This window comes from Streptomyces sp. NPDC089919, assembly GCF_040684615.1.
Classification (GTDB): domain Bacteria; phylum Actinomycetota; class Actinomycetes; order Streptomycetales; family Streptomycetaceae; genus Streptomyces.
This window is the reverse complement of the sequence record NZ_JBFBGK010000101.1, coordinates 1-16,961: the sequence shown is the minus strand read 5'-3', so window position 1 is coordinate 16,961 and position 16,961 is coordinate 1. Positions and strand designations below refer to the sequence as shown.

The 16,961-nt window shown below is 76.6% G+C and carries 13 protein-coding genes; 6 read left to right on the top strand and 7 right to left on the bottom strand.

The window, feature by feature from the left end; genetic code table 11:
• Nucleotides 1-71: 71 nt before the first annotated feature.
• Both AB0O40_RS30265 and AB0O40_RS30260 read left to right on the top strand, forming a co-directional pair.
• Nucleotides 72-545, top strand: coding sequence for a zinc ribbon domain-containing protein (locus tag AB0O40_RS30265; protein ID WP_365048326.1), 474 nt, complete (start codon nucleotides 72-74; stop codon nucleotides 543-545).
• Nucleotides 542-1,732, top strand: coding sequence for a lipid-transfer protein (locus AB0O40_RS30260; protein ID WP_365048325.1), 1,191 nt, complete (start codon nucleotides 542-544; stop codon nucleotides 1,730-1,732). Before AB0O40_RS30265 ends, AB0O40_RS30260 begins: the two co-directional genes overlap by 4 nt.
• Before the next feature lie 143 nt (nucleotides 1,733-1,875).
• On the opposite strand, the gene AB0O40_RS30255 is transcribed toward AB0O40_RS30260, so the two are convergent.
• The 4 genes from AB0O40_RS30255 to AB0O40_RS30240 are packed head-to-tail and all read right to left on the bottom strand — an operon-like array spanning nucleotide 1,876 to nucleotide 6,193.
• On the bottom strand, nucleotides 1,876-2,502 hold the full coding sequence (locus AB0O40_RS30255) for an ATP/GTP-binding protein (protein ID WP_365048323.1): 627 nt from the start codon (nucleotides 2,500-2,502) through the stop codon (nucleotides 1,876-1,878).
• Complete coding sequence (locus AB0O40_RS30250) at nucleotides 2,483-2,944, bottom strand: DUF742 domain-containing protein (protein WP_365048321.1); 462 nt, start codon at nucleotides 2,942-2,944, stop codon at nucleotides 2,483-2,485. The genes AB0O40_RS30255 and AB0O40_RS30250 overlap by 20 nt, the downstream gene beginning before the upstream one ends.
• A 10-nt stretch (nucleotides 2,945-2,954) precedes the next feature.
• A complete protein-coding gene (locus tag AB0O40_RS30245) occupies nucleotides 2,955-3,392 on the bottom strand; it encodes a roadblock/LC7 domain-containing protein (protein ID WP_365048319.1) in 438 nt (145 codons plus the stop codon).
• Nucleotides 3,389-6,193, bottom strand: a complete 2,805-nt coding sequence (locus AB0O40_RS30240) for a nitrate- and nitrite sensing domain-containing protein (RefSeq protein WP_365048317.1) — start codon at nucleotides 6,191-6,193, stop codon at nucleotides 3,389-3,391. Before AB0O40_RS30240 ends, AB0O40_RS30245 begins: the two co-directional genes overlap by 4 nt.
• A gap of 318 nt (nucleotides 6,194-6,511) precedes the next feature.
• Here AB0O40_RS30240 and AB0O40_RS30235 point away from each other — a divergent pair, with 318 nt between their 5' ends.
• The gene (locus tag AB0O40_RS30235) at nucleotides 6,512-6,952 is read left to right on the top strand and encodes a hypothetical protein (RefSeq protein WP_365048315.1); all 441 of its coding nucleotides are present in this window, start codon (nucleotides 6,512-6,514) and stop codon (nucleotides 6,950-6,952) included.
• Nucleotides 6,953-7,029: 77 nt separating this feature from the next.
• Here AB0O40_RS30235 and AB0O40_RS30230 read toward each other — a convergent pair whose 3' ends face one another.
• From AB0O40_RS30230 to AB0O40_RS30220, 3 genes are all read right to left on the bottom strand, one after another.
• Nucleotides 7,030-11,706, bottom strand: coding sequence for a hypothetical protein (locus AB0O40_RS30230; RefSeq protein WP_365048314.1), 4,677 nt, complete (start codon nucleotides 11,704-11,706; stop codon nucleotides 7,030-7,032).
• 67 nt (nucleotides 11,707-11,773) lie between these two features.
• On the bottom strand, nucleotides 11,774-12,670 hold the full coding sequence (locus tag AB0O40_RS30225) for a hypothetical protein (RefSeq protein WP_365048312.1): 897 nt from the start codon (nucleotides 12,668-12,670) through the stop codon (nucleotides 11,774-11,776).
• Between the two features lie 94 nt (nucleotides 12,671-12,764).
• A complete protein-coding gene (locus AB0O40_RS30220) occupies nucleotides 12,765-14,315 on the bottom strand; it encodes a hypothetical protein (RefSeq protein ID WP_365048310.1) in 1,551 nt (516 codons plus the stop codon).
• Nucleotides 14,316-14,427: 112 nt separating this feature from the next.
• On the opposite strand from AB0O40_RS30220, the gene AB0O40_RS30215 reads away from it, so the two are divergent.
• From AB0O40_RS30215 to AB0O40_RS30205, 3 genes are read left to right on the top strand one after another with little or no spacing between them, the layout of a single operon-like run.
• Nucleotides 14,428-15,144, top strand: a complete 717-nt coding sequence (locus tag AB0O40_RS30215) for a 5-oxoprolinase subunit PxpA (protein WP_365048348.1) — start codon at nucleotides 14,428-14,430, stop codon at nucleotides 15,142-15,144.
• Nucleotides 15,141-15,752: an allophanate hydrolase subunit 1 gene (locus tag AB0O40_RS30210; protein WP_365048309.1), complete on the top strand. Its 612-nt coding sequence runs from the start codon at nucleotides 15,141-15,143 to the stop codon at nucleotides 15,750-15,752. The genes AB0O40_RS30215 and AB0O40_RS30210 overlap by 4 nt, the downstream gene beginning before the upstream one ends.
• Complete coding sequence (locus tag AB0O40_RS30205) at nucleotides 15,749-16,597, top strand: biotin-dependent carboxyltransferase family protein (RefSeq protein WP_365048307.1); 849 nt, start codon at nucleotides 15,749-15,751, stop codon at nucleotides 16,595-16,597. Before AB0O40_RS30210 ends, AB0O40_RS30205 begins: the two co-directional genes overlap by 4 nt.
• Nucleotides 16,598-16,961: the final 364 nt, after the last annotated feature.

Below are 16,961 nucleotides of genomic sequence, written 5' to 3'. Positions count from 1 at the left end.
GGCCCGTGGCACACTTCTGACGTTCCGTCAGTTTCGGTGGAACGTCGCCGTGGCCTGCCCGGGGAGGGATCTTGACGCGCACGCGCACACCAGTCGTGGCCGGCTGGTTCACACACGTCACCGGCGCATCGGGTGAGGAGCAGTTCCATCTGCTCGGCACCCGCTGCACGGCCTGCCGCGCGGTCTTCTTCCCGCGCGAGGACGCCCACTGCCGCAATCCAACCTGTACCGGCGGGGAGTTGGCGGAGGTACCGCTGTCCCGCCGGGGCCGGGTGTGGTCCTACACCGACGGGCGCTACCGGCCGCCCGCCCCCTACGTCTCGGACCCGGCCGCGGAGTGGGAGCCGTACACCCTGCTGGCGGTGGAGCTGGCGGCCGAGCGGATGGTCGTCCTGGGGCAGGCCGCGCCCGGGGTGACCGTGGCCGACCTCGCCGTGGGCATGGAGGTGGAGGTGGAGCCGGGGGTGCTGAACGAGGACGCCGACACCGTGTGGACCACCTGGCGCTTCCGGCCGGTGGCGGACGCCGGGGAGGTCCGGGCATGAGCCGGGACGTGGCGGTGCTCGGCGCCGGGATGCACCCGTGGGGCAAGTGGGGCCGCAGCTTCGTCGAGTACGGCACCGCCGCCGCGCGCGCCGCGCTGGCCGACGCGGGGCTGTCCTGGCGCGAGGTGGACTCGGTGGTCGGCGCGGACACCGTGCGCGGCGGGTACCCGGGGTACGTCGCCGGGGCGACCTTCGCGCAGGCCCTGGGCTGGCAGGGCGCCCGGGTGACCAGCGTCTACGCGGCCTGCGCGTCGGGGGCGCAGGCGGTGGGCGCGGCCCGGGCGCAGATCCTGGCCGGGCTGGCGGACGTGGTGCTGGTGGTCGGCGCGGACGCGGCGCCCAAGGGCTTCTTCGCCCCGGCGGGCGGCGACCGGCCGGACGACCCGGACTGGGTGCGCTTCCGGGTGCTCGGCGCCACCAATCCCGCGTACTTCGCGCTCTACGCCCGCCGCCGGATGGCGGTGTACGGCGACACCCCCGAGGACTTCGCGCTGGTCAAGGTGAAGAACTCGGCGGCGGGGGCGGCCAATCCGCTCGCCCGCTACCGCAAGGCCGTCACCGCGGAGGAGGTGGCCGGGTCCGCGGTGGTGGCCGATCCGCTGCGGCTGCTGGACATCTGCGCGACCTCGGACGGGGCGGCGGCGCTGGTGCTGTGCAGCATGGACTTCGCCCGCTACCGGGGGGTGGCCGATCCGGTGCGCATCCGGGCGGTCTCCACCATCACCCCCACCTACCCGCGGACCGTGCTGGACCTGCCGGACATCGGCACCGACTCAGCGGTGGCGGTGGAGCCCGCGCCCGGCAGCTTCCGGGGCTCGCTGGCCCGGGCCGCGTACGAGGAGGCGGGGCTGGGCCCCGGGGACCTCTCGCTGGCGGAGGTCTACGACCTGTCCACCGCGCTCGAGTTGGAGTGGTACGAGGACATCGGGCTGTGCGGGGAGGGCGAGGGCGCCAAGCTGGTGCGCGCCGGGGACACCGCGCTGGGCGGCCGGATCCCGGTCAACCCCAGCGGTGGGCTGGCCTCCTTCGGCGAGGCGGTGCCCGCGCAGGCCATCGCCCAGGTCTGCGAGCTGACCTGGCAGCTGCGCGGCACGGCGGGCGGCCGCCAGGTGCCGGGGGCCCGGGCGGGGCTGAGCGCGAACCAGGGCCTGTTCGGACACGGTTCGGCGATCGTGGCCGTCCGCTGAGCCCGGCGGGGGACGTAGGAAGACTGCGCCGCGCGCATGCTTGACGCGCCCGGCGCGCGGGAGAACACTCCTGGGACACCGCGCGGCCCGTACCCCAGTCGGCGGGGGTACGGGCCGTGTCGCGTTCCGTGCGGGGCGGCCGGTCAGGCCCGGGCGGGTGCCCGGCGGGCCCGGGCCAGGTCCATCGCGTGCTCGACCACCCCGGCCAGCACCTCCTTGGCGGAGGAGCGTTCCCGGGCGTCGCACAGCACCACCGGGACGTCCGGGTCGAGGTCCAGGGCCTGGCGCACGGTCTCCGCCGGGTGCCGTTCGGCGCCGTCGAAGCAGTTCACCGCCACCACGAAGGCGATGCCCCGGCGTTCGAAGTAGTCCACCGCGGCGAAGCAGTCGGCCAGCCGGCGGGTGTCGGCCAGCACCACGGCGCCCAGGGCGCCCTGGGCCAGCTCGTCCCACAGGAACCAGAAGCGGTCCTGGCCCGGGGTGCCGAAGAGGTAGAGCACCAGGTCCTCGCGCAGGGTGATGCGGCCGAAGTCCATGGCGACGGTGGTGGTGTCCTTGCCCTCCACCCCGCGGGTGTCGTCCAGCGGGCGGCCGGGCTCCGAGAGGCGTTCCTCGGTGCGCAGCGGGCGGATCTCGCTGACCGCGCCGACGAGGGTGGTCTTGCCGACCCCGAAGCCGCCCGCGACGAGGATCTTCAGCGTCAGCGGTTCGACCGGCGCGGGTCCGCCGGGGCGGCCGGAGCCGGCGCGGCTAGAGCGCCCGAAGGCCATTGATCACCTCACGGAGGATGGATTCGTCGGGCAGTTCGGCCGGTGGCACCGGCCGGGTCACGTGCACCAGCTCGTCGTCGACCAGGTCGCCGATGAGCACCCGCACCACGCCGAGCGGCAGGTCGAGTCCGGCCGCCAGCTCGGCCACCGACTGGGACCTGGTCCGGCACAGCCCGAGGATGTCGGTGTGTTCCGGGGACAGGGTCGCTTCCCACACGGGGTCGGCCTCGGCGGCCTCGGCCACCACCAGCGCGATCAGGTCGAGGCGGTGCCGGCCGGTCCCGCTGGTCCGGCCGCGGGTCATCGCGTACGGGCGGACGACGGGGCCGGCCTCGTCGTCGAACCAGTGGCCGTCGCCGGCCGGGCCGGCCCCGGGGTCGGGGGCGGGCCCGGTCCCGGGGTCCGGGTCGGTTCCGGTGGGGTCCTGGGCTGGGTCGGTCATGCCGTCCGCCTCACCCTCCGGCTGGGGCCCCGCCACGCGGCGCGGTCGCCAGGTGGGCGCCCACGCGCTTGACCATCAGGGTCATCTCGTAGGCGACCTGGCCGACGTCCGAGTCCGCGTCGGAGAGGACGGCCAGGCAGCTGCCGTCCCCGGCCGCCGTCACGAACAGGAAGGCCTCGTCCAGTTCGACCACGGTCTGGCGGACCTGGCCCGCCTCGAAGTGCCGGCCCACGCCCTTGGCCAGGCTGTGGAAGCCGGAGGCGACGGCCGCCAGGTGCTCGCTGTCCTCCCGGGTCAGGCCCTTGGAGCTGCCGGTCGCCAGTCCGTCGCCGGAGAGGACCACCGCCTTGCGGATGCTGCCGACCCGGTCGACCAGTTCGTCCAGGAGCCAGTTGAGCTCCCCGGAACCCCGGTGCGTGCCGTCGTGCGCGGTCTGCGGTGCGGTCATCGACCGTCCCCCTCCGATGTGCTGCTTGCGTTGCTGGTGGTGTCCACGTCGTCGCCGGGCGGGCGGCCCGGCTGTGCTGCGTTGTGGCGGCGGCCCGCCGTCCAGCCGCGCTGGAGGGCGGACATCCGGCTGCGCACCTCGTCGGCGTCGCGGTCCGGGGCCGTCTCGCGGGGGGCGGTCGGTGCCGGTCCGCCCCTGAGCTGGGGGGCGATGCTGGCCTGCCGGACCCGGCGGGGCAGCCCGCCCGGGCCCTCGGCGGGCGCCTCGGGGGCCCGGGTCCGCTCGCGGGTCCCCGGGTCCCGGCCGGCCTCCGCACGCGCGGAGGTGCCGTACGTGGGCTCCTCGCGCAGCGGTTCTTCGCGTACCGGCTCCTCGCCGGCGGGCTGCGGTACGACGGCCACGGGGCGGTTGCCGACCCGGCGGCCGTGCTCGGCCACCAGGGTGGGCGTACGGCGCCGGCGGGGCAGCGGCACGGGGCCGCCGGGGGCCGGGCGGGTGCCGTCCCGGGCGGGCTCCAGGCGGGGGCCCTCGGTGCGGCCGGCGCCGTCCCGGGCGCTGTCCAGGCGGACCGGTCCGGTGGCCGGGCGCAGCGGGCGGCCGCCGGCCTCCGGCTCGGGGCGGCGGGCGGCGCCGAGCACGCCGGAGCGCGAGGGGGCGTCGTCGATGCCGGGGATGGCGTCCAGCACCTCGGCCTCGTCCAGGCCGAGCACGCTGAGCGGGGCCTCCAGCTCGACCGGGCCGTCCAGGACCACGGGCCCGGGGCGCTCCTGGGCGGGTACCCCGGACAGGGCGCCGCCGGGCAGCCCGGGGGCGGCCGGCGAAGCGTTTCCGCGTCCGCTGCCCACGGCCTTGCGCTCCCCGGCGCGGTCCGGCTGGTCGAGCCGGAAGCCGACGCCGTTGGTGTCGGGGGCCTCGGTGAGCAGGGCGACCGGGATGAGGACGACCGCGGTGGTGCCGCCGTACGGGGAGGGCTGGAGCGAGACCCGCACCGCGTGCCGGCGGGCCAGCCGGCTGACCACGAACAGGCCGAGCCGGTCGGTGTCGGAGAGCTCGAACTCGGGGGTCTCGGCGAGCCGGAGGTTGGCGTCCAGCAGGGCCTCGGGGGGCATGCCCAGGCCCCGGTCGTGGATCTCCAGGGTGAAGCCGTTGGCGACCCGCTCGCCGTACACCTGGACGGCGGTGTGCGGGGGCGAGAACACCGTGGCGTTCTCCAGGAGTTCGGCGATCAGGTGGGTGAGGTCGGCGACCGCGGGGCCGCCGATGCCCAGCCGGGGCAGCCGGCGCACCTCGATGCGCTCGTAGTCCTCCACCTCGGCGACGGCGGCCCGGACCACGTCCATCAGCTGCACGGGCTTGCGCCACTGGCGGGAGGGGGCGGCGCCGGAGAGGATCACCAGGCCCTCGGCGTGCCGCCGCATGCGGGTGGTCATGTGGTCGAGGCGGAAGAGGTCGGCCAGCTCCTCGGCGTCCTCGGTGCGCCGCTCCATGGTGTCGAGCAGGGTCAGCTGGCGGTGCAGCAGGACCTGGTTGCGGCGGGCGAGGTTGACGAAGACCTCGGAGACGCCGCGGCGCACCTCGGCCTGCTTGACGGCGGCCTCGACGGCCGCGCGCTGGAGGGTGTTGAGGGCCTGGCCGACCTGGCCGACCTCGTCCTTCTCGTACTCCAGGCGCGGGGCCTCGGTCTCGACGTCGACCTGCTCGCCGGCGGCGAGCCGGCGCATCACGGCGGGCAGCCGGACGCCGGAGACCTCGTGGGCCTCCTTGCGCAGCCGGGACAGGTCCCGGACCAGGTCGCGGCCGATGCGCACGGAGAGGAACACGGAGAACAGCAGGGCGAGGAAGCCGAGGACGCCGGCCAGCGCGGCCTTGACGAGCACGGCCATGGCCTCGGGTTCGACACGCTCCTGGTAGCGGTCGCCGGCGGCGGTGTCCAGGGTGGCGAGGTCGTCGAGGACCTTGCCGGTGAGCTCGGCCCAGTGCGCCGCGGTCACGGTGTGCGGGCGGTTGGTGGGGCCGGCGGTGACGACGGCCTCCTCGGCGTCGCGCAGCGGCCGGGTGGCGGGGCTGAGCCAGTACTTCTCGAAGCGCTCGCGCTCGTCGGCGGGCAGGGTGACGAGGTTGACGTCGTAGAGCAGCCGGCGGTTGGCGATGGCGTCGGTGACGGCGCGGACGTCCTCGCGGGTGACCCGGCGGGCGGCGAGCGCGGCGGCGACCACCGCGTCCTCGCGCGAAAGGGTCTCGCGGGCGCGGGTGACGCCGACCAGGGCCCGGCCCTGCTTGTCCATCTCCACGTTGTCCAGGCCGTGGAGGTTCATCAGGAACGTGTAGCAGGGGTCGACCAGCCGGTTGTAGAGCTCCAGGGCCTGGTCGGGGTCGAGGTCGGTGCGGTCGACGTTGCGGCGCAGCGCCTCGATCTCCTCGAAGGCCTCGAGGATGGAGTTCAGCCGCTGGGCGGTGGAGGAGGCGAGCTCGTCCTGCACCTCGGGGTCGAGGGCGTCCCGGCGGATCTTGGCCACCATCTTGTCGGTGGCGGTGCGGCGGCGGGCCAGCTCGGCCATCGCGGAGGCGTCGGTGGGGTCGCCGAGGAGCACCAGGGTCTGGCGGCGCTCCTTCTGGATCACCCGGACCACGTCCTCGACGGGGTAGCCGACCTTCTCGATCACGTAGGAGACGTCCAGGAGTTGGAGCGCCTCACGGCCGGTGATCACGGTGGTGAAGCCCCACAGGGCGGTGAGGGAGACGAGCGGCACGAGCAGCAGCGCCACGATCTTCCGGCGGATGGTTCTCCCGCGAAAGCGCATGGCCTCCCCCAGCTCAACCCCCGTGTGCGGGGTAGGTGTTCCGTCAATAAACGGCGTGAGCCTACTACTGCCCCGAAGCCAACTCGAAGGCGTGTCCGGACGTTTTCGGCCGGAGCCCCGGTCGAAGATCACCAGTTGTCCGATACTTCCGGTCAGGAGCGGCCCGAATTGTGGCACATGACACCCGGTGCGCCGTCGGATCCGGGGTAGCAGCGGATGGCTGGAATTCTTTGTTCCGAAGGGCAACCCTCTGCCGCCCTCGTTCGTCAATCTGTTCAGAGCGGCATGGGGAGCCGCGTGGTGGGGAGTGAACGAAGCATGCGCAGGGAGCAGTACGACACGGCGGACCTCGACTACGGGTACCGGACGGGTCCCGAGGCGCCGCGGATCCGTCCGTTGTGGGTGGAGGAGCCGGTCGGCCGGCACCGGATGCCGGACACCGTGCGCGAGTCCGCGGTGCGGGCGGTGCTGCTGGTCTCGGTGACCCTCATACAGGCGTCGGTGGCCTTCTTGCTGACGATCACCGGCTCGTGGCTGTCGTTCCCGATGGTGCTGGCCTCGGTGGCGAGCACGATCGTGGCGACGTGGGGCGTCGCGGACGTCTGGGTGACCCGTCAGATGTGGTACCAGCGGGGCGGCGTGGTCTCGGAGCCCAGCAGCTCGGCGCGCCGGCTGCGGCGGGAGATGCGCCGCGAGCGCCGGCGGGCCCGCAAGGCCGGCCGCATACGGCAACGCGGCGGCCGGCTCAAGCAGGCCTGAGGGCCGGCCCGGACCGGCCGTGAGGGGCCCGGCCCGTCGTGCACCACGACGGACCGGGCCCCTTTTCTTGCCTTCTGCTACTGCTCGGTGCTCTCCGCCGGGGTCTGGCTGCGGCGGAACATCCGCGTCGCGGTGATCTCGCCGTGCACGGTCTCGGCCTCCGGGTCCTGCTGGGGCAGGCCCGGCCGCAGGTGCTCCTCGACGCTGATGTACTTCAGCCCGGCCCGCAGGTCGGCGTCGTTGCGCAGCCGGATGACCAGCGGGAACTCCGCCAGGGCCGTGGTGTCGAAGAGGCCGGTGGTGTACAGGAGCTGGACGCCGAGGGCGTCGGAGACGGCCCGCTGGAGCTCCAGCAGGTAGGTGGCGTTGGCCCGGCCGATCGGGTTGTCCAGGAAGAGCGTGCCGGCGTGCCGGTGCTTGTCCCGGCCGCGGTCGTTGCTGCGCAGCGCGGCCATGGTGCAGTACAGGGCGATCGCGGCGGTGAGCAGCTGCCCGCCGGAGAAGACGTCGCCCATCTGGCCGACCGGCACCCGCTCGGCGCGCAGCACCGCGTCCGGCTTCAGGATCTCCACCGCGATGCCGCGGGGCAGCAGCGCGGCGTGCACCCCGCGCAGCAGCAGGGACATGCCGTCGCGGCGGCCCTCGCCGAAGGCGGCGTTCTTCTTGACGGCCGAGCGGGTGGCCTCGTCGATGACCTCGCCGAGCCGTTCGGTGAGGGTGGCCTGGTCCGGCTCCTCGAAGCGGATCCGGAGGAACTCCTGGCCGGACCACTCCCCCAGCCCCTCGGGGAGCTGGGAGAGCCGCTGCGCGGAGCGCAGGGTGGCCAGCGAGGACTCCACCAGGCCGCGCAGGCGGTCCACGATGCTGTCGCGGTTGCGCTCCAGCTGCTCCAGCTCGTCGGTCAGCACCCGCAGGCGGGGGGCGAAGGCGGCCGCCCAGGAGCCGGCGTGCTCCGGGAGGGCCGCGGCGGGCAGCTCGCGGATCTGCTGGCGGGCCGGGGTGCGCACCTGCTCGTAGCGGGTGGCGTTGGCGTGCCGGACGAGCACGTCGCTCGCCTCGCGCAGGGCCGATTCGGCGGTGGACAGGTCGGCGGAACAGCCGCGCAGCGACCGGCGGGCCTCGGCGGCACCCTGCCGGGCCTCCTCCAGGGAGCCCGGGTAGGGACCGGCCTCCTGGTCCTGCTCCTCGGTCTGCTGGTGGTCGCGGAGCAGGTCGCGCAGCATCGCCGCGGTCTCGTCGAAGCCGCCGGCGCCGTCCTCGGCGGCGCGGTGGGCGGCCAGCAGCTCGGTGTGGGCGGCCCGGGCGGCGTCCACCGCGGCCGTGTGGGCGGCCAGTTGCGCACTGGCGGCCCGCAGCAGGGCCTGGGCCTGCTCGACGTGGGCGGGCACCTGCTCCTCGGCGAGCTCGGTGTGGCTCCCGCCGTCCTGCGGGGCCAGCCGCTCGGCCTCGCCGCGCAGCCGGCCCAGCTGCTCGCTGGCGGTGGAGGCCCGCGACTCCAGCATCTGGACCAGCTCCTCCGCGCGGGCCGCGGCGGCCTGGCGGGAGGGGCCGTCCGCCCCGTCGGTGCCCTCCAGGAGCTGGGCGGCGCGGGTGCGGACCTTGTTGGTGAGGCGGTCCAGCTCGGCGAGGGCGGCGCTCTCGTCGCTCTCCGCGCGGGCCTGCTCGGCCCGCAGGTCGGCGCCCACGCCGACCTTCTCGTACAGCTGGGAGGCGGCGCGGTAGGCCTCGCGCAGGGCCGGCAGGGAGGCCCGCTGGGGCTCCCCCTCGCCGGTGGTCTCCGGGAGCTGGTCGGGGGCGCCGGCGATCTCGGCCCGCTCGGCGCGCAGCGCGCGGGCCGTGCGGCGGGCGTCGTCGGCGGCGCGCTGGGCGGCCCGGCGGTCCTCGTCGGCCGCCCGGGCGCGGTCGAGGTAACCCTCGGCGCGGCCTTCGGACTCGGCGGCCTCCTCGGCCAGTTCGCGCAGCCGCACCTGCCAGCCGGCCCGCTCGCGCAGCCGGAAGGCCAGCCCGGCGAGGGCGTCGGCGGCGCGGCGGGCGCGCTGGGCGGTGTCCTGGCGGTCGTCGCGGACCCGGGCGGCGTCGGAGGCGGACTCCTCGGCCTCGGCGCGGACGGTGCGGGCCTCGGTGAGCACCGCGGCGGCCGTGTCGGCGGCGGTCCGGGCCAGGTCGGCGGCCTCGGCCAGCTCGGCGAGCCGGCCGGCCGGGCAGCCGGCGCGCCAGGAGGTCAGCCGGGCGGCCAGCGCCCGGTCGCCGGCCAGCCGGGCGGCCAGCTCGCGGATCCCGGCGTCCCGCTCGGCGGCCCGGGCGCGCAGCGCCTGGCGCTCCTCGTCGGCGGCGAACTCGTCGTGCATGGCCGGGTTCGGCGGGACCAGGAAGACGCCGGTGTCGTGGCCGTCGGCCGGCGGCACGGGGGCGAGCAGGGCGGCGGCGGTGCCGACGGCAACCGTGGACCGGGGCAGCAGGGCGGCGCCGGCCAGCACCTCACGGGCGCGGCTGTGGGTGTCGGGGTCGGTGATCACCACGCCGTCGACCAGCTCGGGCCGGGCGGCGAGGACGGCCGCGTGGTCGGCGGGGTCCACGGACTGGGCCAGGTAGCGCCAGCCGGGCAGGGCGGGGATGCCGTGCTCGCCGAGGTATTCGACGGTGGCCAGCACGTCGGGGCCGGGCGGGAGCAGGCCGCCGTCGCCCAGCGCGCCGAGGATGCGGGCGTCGTCGGCGGCGGCGGTGCGCAGGTCGAACAGCTGCCGCTCGGCGGCGGCCACGCCGCCCTCCAGCAGCTCCCGCAGCTCCTCGGCGCTGCGGTCCAGGTCCTCGGCGCCCAGGCCCTGCAGACCGGCGTGGACGGCCTCCAGGGCGCTCGGCGCGGCCTCGCCCCCGGGGCCGGCGCGGCGGGGCGCGGGAAGGCCGGTGGCGGCGGGCAGGCCCAGCAGCTCGGCGAGCCGGGGGTCCTCGGCCAGCGAGGCGGCGGCGCGCAGCTCGGCGTCGTGGGCGGCGCCGGCCGCGTCGGCGGCGTCGGCGGCCCGGTGGGCGGCCAGTTCGGCGCGGGACTCGGCGGCGGTGGCCTCGCGGGCCCGGTCCGCGGCGCTCCGGGCCGCCTCGCGGGCCTCGTCCCAGGCGGCCACCGCGGACTTCTCGGCGTCGCTGGCGGCGAGCGCGGCGCGGGCCGGGTCGGCGTCGGGGGCGGAGTCGTCGAGCCAGCCGGCCCGGACCGCCTCCGCGGTCTCCTGCTCGACCTCGGAGAGGCGCTGGCGCAGGTGCTCGGCCTCGCTGCGGGCGCGCTGGGCGGCGGTGGCGGCGGCGGTGGCGTCGCGGTGGGCGGCCTCGCCGACGGCCCCGAGCCCGGCGGAGCGCTCCTCCTCCTCATTGGCCACCCGCTCGCCGGCCTCGGCGGCCGAGTGCAGGGCGCGGACCAGTTCGGCGGCGGCGGTGGCGCGGGCGGCGAGGGCCGGTGCGGCGTCCCGCTCGGCCTCGCGGATGGCCACGGCCACCCGGGCGGACCGGTCGGACGCCGCGCGGTGCCGCAGCACGGCCTCGGCGGCCTGCCAGGCGGAGGCGAGGGTACGGGCCTCGACCAGCTCCCGGCGCTGGGCGGCGGCGGCCTTCTCAGCCACGGACAGGGCCAGGGAGGCGTGCCGGTAGGCCAGTTCGGCGGCGACCAGGGAGCTGCGGCCGCGGGCCGACTCGGCCTCGGTGACCTGGTGGGCGGCGCCGGTCACGCGCTGGGCCAGCTCGGCGGCCCGGCCGCGCTCCTCGGCGGCGCGGGCGGAGAGCCGGCGGGCCAGGCCGCGGGTGCGGCGCTCGGCGCCGGCGTGGATGTCGCGGGCCTTGGCGCGGGTCCCGGCGGCCTCGACGATCCGGCCGAGCAGGTCCACCGAGCCGGCCGTGAAGTCCCGTTCGGCCATCAGCTCGGCGCGCCGGCCGAGCTTGTTGCCGAAGCCGTGGACCAGGTCGGCCAGGCCGTCGGTGTCGCGGGTGTCGGTGACGGCGCGCAGCAGGAGGTCGGTGAAGTCGGAGTCCTTCTTGACCGCGAAGAGGCCGGCGGCCTCGCCCTCGTCGGCGTTCATCTCGCGCTGGTAGCGGAAGAGTTCGGGGTCCAGGCCCAGCTCGCCGAGGTGTTCGTTCCAGCGGTCGTGGATCTCCTCCCAGCACACGTCGAGGTGCGGGTAGGCCTTGCCGGCCTCGGTGATCGCGTCGCGGAAGCCCTTCATGGTCCGGCGCCGGCCCTGGGCGCCGGAGGCGCCCTCGACGGGCGGGCGGACGGCGGTGGCCTCGGCCACCGGCAGCGAGTCCAGGCTCAGCCCCGGGCCGGGCCGGAAGGAGTACCAGGCCTCGGCGAACTTGCGCGGGTCGTTGGAGACCTGCCGGCCGCGCCACTCGCTGACCTTGCCGACCACCACGCACTCGCCGGTCTGGGTGTGCTGCCACTCCAGCGCGACGTGTCCGCAGTCGTCGGCCAGCAGGAACTTGCGCAGCACGCCGGAGCTGGCGCCGCCGAGGGTGTTGCGGTGGCCGGGCAGCATGACCGAGAAGATCAGCTTGAGCAGGACGGACTTGCCGCCGCCGTTCTCCAGGAAGAGCACGCCCGCGGGCGCCGGCCGGCGCGGCGGGCCGGTCGGCTCGTCCTCGAAGAACTCCGCCTGCGTGGGCGCCGGGTGGGGCACCGGCTCGCCGACCCCGCGCAGGTCCAGCACCGTGTCGGCGTAGCGCGCGCCGGCGGGGCCGATGGAGTAGAGGCGGATCCGGGACAGCTCGTACATGGCGGCGGACTCTCGTGGTGTCTCGTGTGTGACGCGTGCGGGGCGGTACGGGGGACGCGGGCGGGCGTCAGGCGTGGAAGGGAAGACCGGCGTCGGCGGCCAGCTCCAGGTCGTCGCCCTCCGGCGGGGCCAGCAGGGTGGCGGTGCCGTCGGTGACCGGGACCACGCCCAGCTCCAGCAGTTCGGCCATGGCGGCACTGCCGGCCATGTCGCGGACCTGGAGCTGGTAGCGGGCGGTGGTGCGGTAGGCGCCGCCCGCGTCGTCGCCGGTGCGCTGGAGGAAACCGGAGTCGGTCAGGAAGGCCACGGCCTTGCCGACGATGCCGGTGGTGGAGCCGGCCAGCCGGCGGGCGTCCTTGGTGGCACCGGTGGCGCTGCGCCGGGCGTAGACCCGCCAGGCGGCCTCCAGGCCGGGGGCCTCGGAGGCCGGGTCGGTGTTCTCGCCCAGCTCCTCGGCCCGCTCCTCCAGCCGGCGGCAGGCCTGCCGGACGAAGGCGTCGACGCCGTTGACGGTGATCCGGCCGATGTAGCCGTCGTCGGCCAGGTCCTCGGGCCGGGGGAAGGCCAGGGCGGCCACCGCGAGGTGGGCCAGGCCGTGCAGGAAGCGGTCGCCGCCGTCGGCGGAGGTACGGCGGGCGTAGTCGCCCATCCGGACGGCGAAGACGGAGTCCTCGCCCGCCGCGACGGCCATGCCGGCGCGGGTGGAGACCTCGAGGACCACCAGGCCCAGGCCGGTGGCCACGGCGTCGGCGAGCCGGGCGAAGGCCGGCTCCTCGCGGTAGCGGCGGAGCAGTTCGGCGTACTCGGCGTCGCGGGCGGGCAGCAGCCGCGGCTGGAGCCCGAAGGCCACCAGGCGGGCAGCGTCGGCGGCGTCGGCGGGCGTGACGGCGGCCCCGGCCGCGGCAGCTGCCGGCGGCACGTCGGGCTCGCTCCACGCGGTGTGCTCGGCGTGGTGGTCGCTCACGGCTGGGGCTCCTCGGCGGTCGGGGTGGTGCGGGTGGTTCCGGTGGTGCGGACGGGTGCGGCGGTACGGGCCGACGGGCGTGCGGGGGCGGGGATCACGAGGCCTCCGCCCGGTCGGCGGCCATGCCGGCCGCGTCCAGCAGGGCCGTGCCGACGATCAGGTCGGCGCCGCCGAACTCCGGGTCGTCCAGCTCGGTGCCGTCGTCCACGGCGAACAGCAGCCGCTCCTCGCCCTGGCGGTAGGCCGTGCCGACCGCGGGGCTGGCGGCGTGCACCGCCAGCAGGGCGACCAGGTACGGCAGGTCCGGGTCCTGCCGCCGGGCCTCGGCGAGCAGGCCCGAGAGCCGGCGGGGCGCGTCGTGCGGCAGGTCCAGCAGGACGGTGGCCGCGGCCAGCTGCTCCTCGCTGAAGCGGCTGTCGTCGGGGGTTGCGATCAGGTCGGGCTCGGGCATCTCGGCGCCCAGGTGCTCCCGCTCCAGCGGCGGGGTGAGCAGTATCTCGACCAGGTCGGCCACCCGGACCGAGACGGGCGTGCGCAGGCCCGCGCCGTGGGCGAAGAAGGCGTCGGTGACCTTGGCGGCCTGCTCCAGCGGCAGCGGCAGCAGGGGCGCCACCAGCTGGCCGTACAGGTCGATGCCGGCGCGGGCGGCCGGGGCCGCGAAGGCCTGCCGGTCCTGCTCGGCGCGGAACAGCGGCCCGGCCTCCAGGAGGCGGGACTGGAGCTGGGTGTGGCGCCGGATGCAGTCCTTGACGATGTCGACCAGCTCGGCGGCCCGGCGCTTGTGCTCGGGGTCCTCGGCCTCGTCCCGGGCCTTGCGGATGTTGGTGAGGATGGCGTTCTCGTGGCGGTAGCGGTCCGCGACGTGGTCGAGCGCTTCGGCGATCATGTCGGGGACGGCCTGGAGCCAGTCGACCGCGCGGACGTTGCGCCGGGTGGCGTCCAGGGTGCGGCGCAGGGTCTCGGCGTACTGGACGGTGCGGTAGCGGGCCTGCTCGGCGGCGAGCTGGGCGTCGGCCAGCCGGCCGCGGCGGATCAGCACCTCCAGCTTCACCTCGGCGGCGATCTGCGCGCTGGTGACGTCGGTGTCCAGGGCGCCGACGAGGACGTTGACCGCCTCGTCGGTGGTGCGCAGGTAGACCGCGCCGCCGTAGCCGGGGACCTCCTCGATCAGCTTGAAGTCGTAGTCGCGGCGGACGTAGGCGCCGTCCGGTCCGAAGGTGCCGTAGACGGCGCGGAAGCCGCGGTCCACGCTGCCGACGTTGACCAGGTTCTCCAGGACCCAGCGGGCCACGCGCTCGTGCTCGGCGGCGGGCCGGGCGGGGGCCTGGGCGGCGATCCGGGGCAGCAGCCTGGCCACTATCTGGTCGTGGTCCGCGCCGGTGTCGAAGTCCATGTTGAGCGTGACCAGGTCGATGGCGGCGAGGGCGACCTCGGCCATCGCGTAGACCGTGTACTCGCCGGCGAGGTTGGCCTTGCGGGCGTCCAGGTCGTGCAGCGGGGCGGTGCAGGCGAGCGCGCGCAGCCGCCGGGCCAGGCCCTCGTCGGCGGCCGGGCCCGGTGCCGGGGACGGGAGGGTCTTCGCCGGGGCAGGAAGGGTCACGACGGAAAGATTAGGCGCTCCCAGGGACAACGACCCAAACGGCATGGTTCGGCCGGATCGTCCCCGGGGTTCGAGCGGGGCGCGTGCGGGGCTGCCCTACCCTCACCGCATGGCTTCCATGATCGCATCGGAACTGTCGGACCGGGCGGAGCGGCCGGTGATCGACCTCAACGCCGACCTCGGCGAGGGCTTCGGCCGCTGGACCCTGACCGACGACGAGGCACTGCTGTCGGTGGTGACCAGCGCGAACGTGGCCTGCGGCTTCCACGCCGGCGACCCGTCCACGATGCGGCGGGTCTGCGAGCTGGCGGTGGCCCGCGGGGTGCGGATCGGGGCCCAGGTCTCCTACCGGGACCTGGCGGGCTTCGGGCGCCGGGCGATGGACGTGCCGGCCCGGGAGCTGGCGGACGAGGTGGCGTACCAGATCGGCGCGCTGGAGGTCTTCGCCCGGGCGGCCGGGGGCGCGGTGACGTACGTCAAACCGCACGGGGCGCTGTACAACCGCACGGTCCGCGACGAGGTCCAGGCGGCGGCCGTGGTCGAGGGCGTGCGGCTGGCCGGCGGCGCGCTGCCGGTCCTCGGGCTGCCCGGCTCGCGGCTGCTGGCGGCGGCCGCGGCGGCGGGCCTGCCGGGGGTGCCGGAGTGCTTCGCGGACCGGGCCTACACCCCCGAGAGGACGCTGGTACCGCGCTCCGAGCCGGGGGCGGTGCTGCACGAGCCGGCCGAGGTGATCGCCCAGGCGCTGGCGCTGACCGGGCAGGGGGCCGGGCGCTCGCTCTGCCTGCACGGCGACACGCCCGGGGCGGCGGAGCTGGCCGCCCGGGTGCGGGCGGAGCTGCTGGCGGCGGGCGTGCGGATCGAGGCCTTCGCGTGAGGGTGCTGCGGGTGGGTGCGGACGCGCTGCTGGTGGAGGTGGACTCGGCGGCAGCGGTGACCGCCCTGCACGCGGAGCTGCTGCGGCGGCGGGCGGCGGGCGAGCTGGCCGGCGTACGGGAGATCGTGCCGGCGGCCCGGACGGTGCTGCTGGACGGGGTGGCGGAGCCGGCCGCGCTGGCGGCGCGGCTGCCGGGCTGGCCGGTGCCGCCGCCGGCGGAGACGGACGGGCCGGAGGTGGTGGTGCCGGTCCGCTGGGACGGCCCCGACCTGGCCGAGGTCGCGTCGCTGTGGGGCGCGCCGGTGCCGGAGGTGATGGGGTCGGCCTCCTTCCGGGTGGCCTTCTGCGGCTTCGCGCCGGGCTTCGGCTACCTGACCGGGCTGCCGGAGCGGTTCCACGTCCCGCGCCGGGCCACCCCGCGGACCGCGGTGCCGCCGGGCTCGGTGGCGCTGGCGGGCGAGTTCGCCGGGGTCTACCCGCGGTCCTCGCCGGGCGGCTGGCAGCTGGTCGGCAGCACGGACGCGGTGCTGTGGGACCCGGCGCGGGAGCCGGCGGCGCTCTTCGCGCCGGGCACGCGGGTGCGGTTCGTCACGGAGGGGGCGCGGTGAACGGCGTCGAGGTGGTGCGGGCGGGTGCGCTGACGACCGTCCAGGACCTGGGGCGGCCCGGGCACGCGCACGTCGGCGTGCCGCATTCCGGGGCGCTGGACCGGCCGGCGCACGCGCTGGCCAACCGGCTGCTGGGCAACCCGGAAGGGGCCGCGACGCTGGAGACCACCCTGGACGGGGTGGCCCTGCGGGCGCTGGCGCCGGTGACGGTGGCGGTGACCGGGGCGCCCTGCCCGGTACGGCTCGACGGCCGGCCGGCGGCCTGGGGCGCGCCGGTACGGGTCCCCGCGGGCGCGGTGCTGGACGTGGGGCGGGCCGCGGCGGGGGTGCGCAGCTACGTGGCGGTGCGGGGCGGGGTGGCGGTGCCGGAGGTACTGGGCAGCCGGTCCACGGACCTGCTGTCGGGGCTGGGGCCCGCGGTGCTCGTGGCGGGGGCGGTGCTGCCGGTGGGGGTGCCGGTCGGGCCGGTGGCGGGGGTGGACGCGGTGGGTTCGCGCTCGCCGCTGCCGGAGCTGGTGCTGCCGGTTCTGGCGGGGCCGCGGGACGACTGGTTCGCGCCGGGGGCGCTGTTCTCCCGCTCGTACCGGGTGGCGTCCGCCAGCAACCGGATCGGGCTGCGGACGGAGGGCGGGCCGGCGCTGGCCCGGACGCGGTCGGGGGAGCTGCCGAGCGAAGGCATGGTCCTGGGGGCGGTCCAGGTCCCGCCGGACGGCCTCCCGGTCGTCTTCCTCGCCGACCACCCCGTCACCGGCGGCTACCCGGTCATCGGCGTGGTCCCCCCGCCCTCCCTGGCCCTCGCCGCCCAAGCCCGCCCCGGCACCCCCCTCCTCTTCACCCCGGCCTGACCCCCGACCCCGGCCGGACCGTCCCCCTACCAGCCCCGCTGGGGACACCTCCCAGCGGTAGCTGGGAGAGCTCGAGGCGACCGTCGCGCAGCAGCGGTGCGAGCCCGGGCTGCACCCGGCACACCCAGCCCCGCTGGGGCTTGAGGCGACCGTCGCGGCAGCGGCGGTGCGAGCCCGGGCTGCACCCGGCACACCCAGCCCCGCCGGCGCTTGAGGCGACCGTCGCGGCAGCGACGGTGCGGGGGATCCGGGGGCAGCCGCCCACCGGTTTCGGGAAGGGGCGGGGAGGGGACAGCTCCGCGCAGCGGCCGGGCCCGTGCCCGGAACCCGCGCGCGCACCCCCCCCCGGGCGGGGGGCGCGGGG

What these genes read in the sequence shown, in the direction of transcription:
- AB0O40_RS30260 (WP_365048325.1), top strand. Translation starts at nt 542, where the DNA reads ATGAGCCGGGACGTGGCGGTGCTCGGCGCCGGGATGCACCCGTGGGGC.
- AB0O40_RS30255 (WP_365048323.1), bottom strand. Translation starts at nt 2,502, where the DNA reads ATGGCCTTCGGGCGCTCTAGCCGCGCCGGCTCCGGCCGCCCCGGCGGA.
- AB0O40_RS30250 (WP_365048321.1), bottom strand. Translation starts at nt 2,944, where the DNA reads ATGACCGACCCAGCCCAGGACCCCACCGGAACCGACCCGGACCCCGGG.
- AB0O40_RS30245 (WP_365048319.1), bottom strand. Translation starts at nt 3,392, where the DNA reads ATGACCGCACCGCAGACCGCGCACGACGGCACGCACCGGGGTTCCGGG.
- AB0O40_RS30240 (WP_365048317.1), bottom strand. Translation starts at nt 6,193, where the DNA reads ATGCGCTTTCGCGGGAGAACCATCCGCCGGAAGATCGTGGCGCTGCTG.
- AB0O40_RS30235 (WP_365048315.1), top strand. Translation starts at nt 6,512, where the DNA reads ATGCGCAGGGAGCAGTACGACACGGCGGACCTCGACTACGGGTACCGG.
- AB0O40_RS30230 (WP_365048314.1), bottom strand. Translation starts at nt 11,706, where the DNA reads ATGTACGAGCTGTCCCGGATCCGCCTCTACTCCATCGGCCCCGCCGGC.
- AB0O40_RS30220 (WP_365048310.1), bottom strand. Translation starts at nt 14,315, where the DNA reads ATGCCGTTTGGGTCGTTGTCCCTGGGAGCGCCTAATCTTTCCGTCGTG.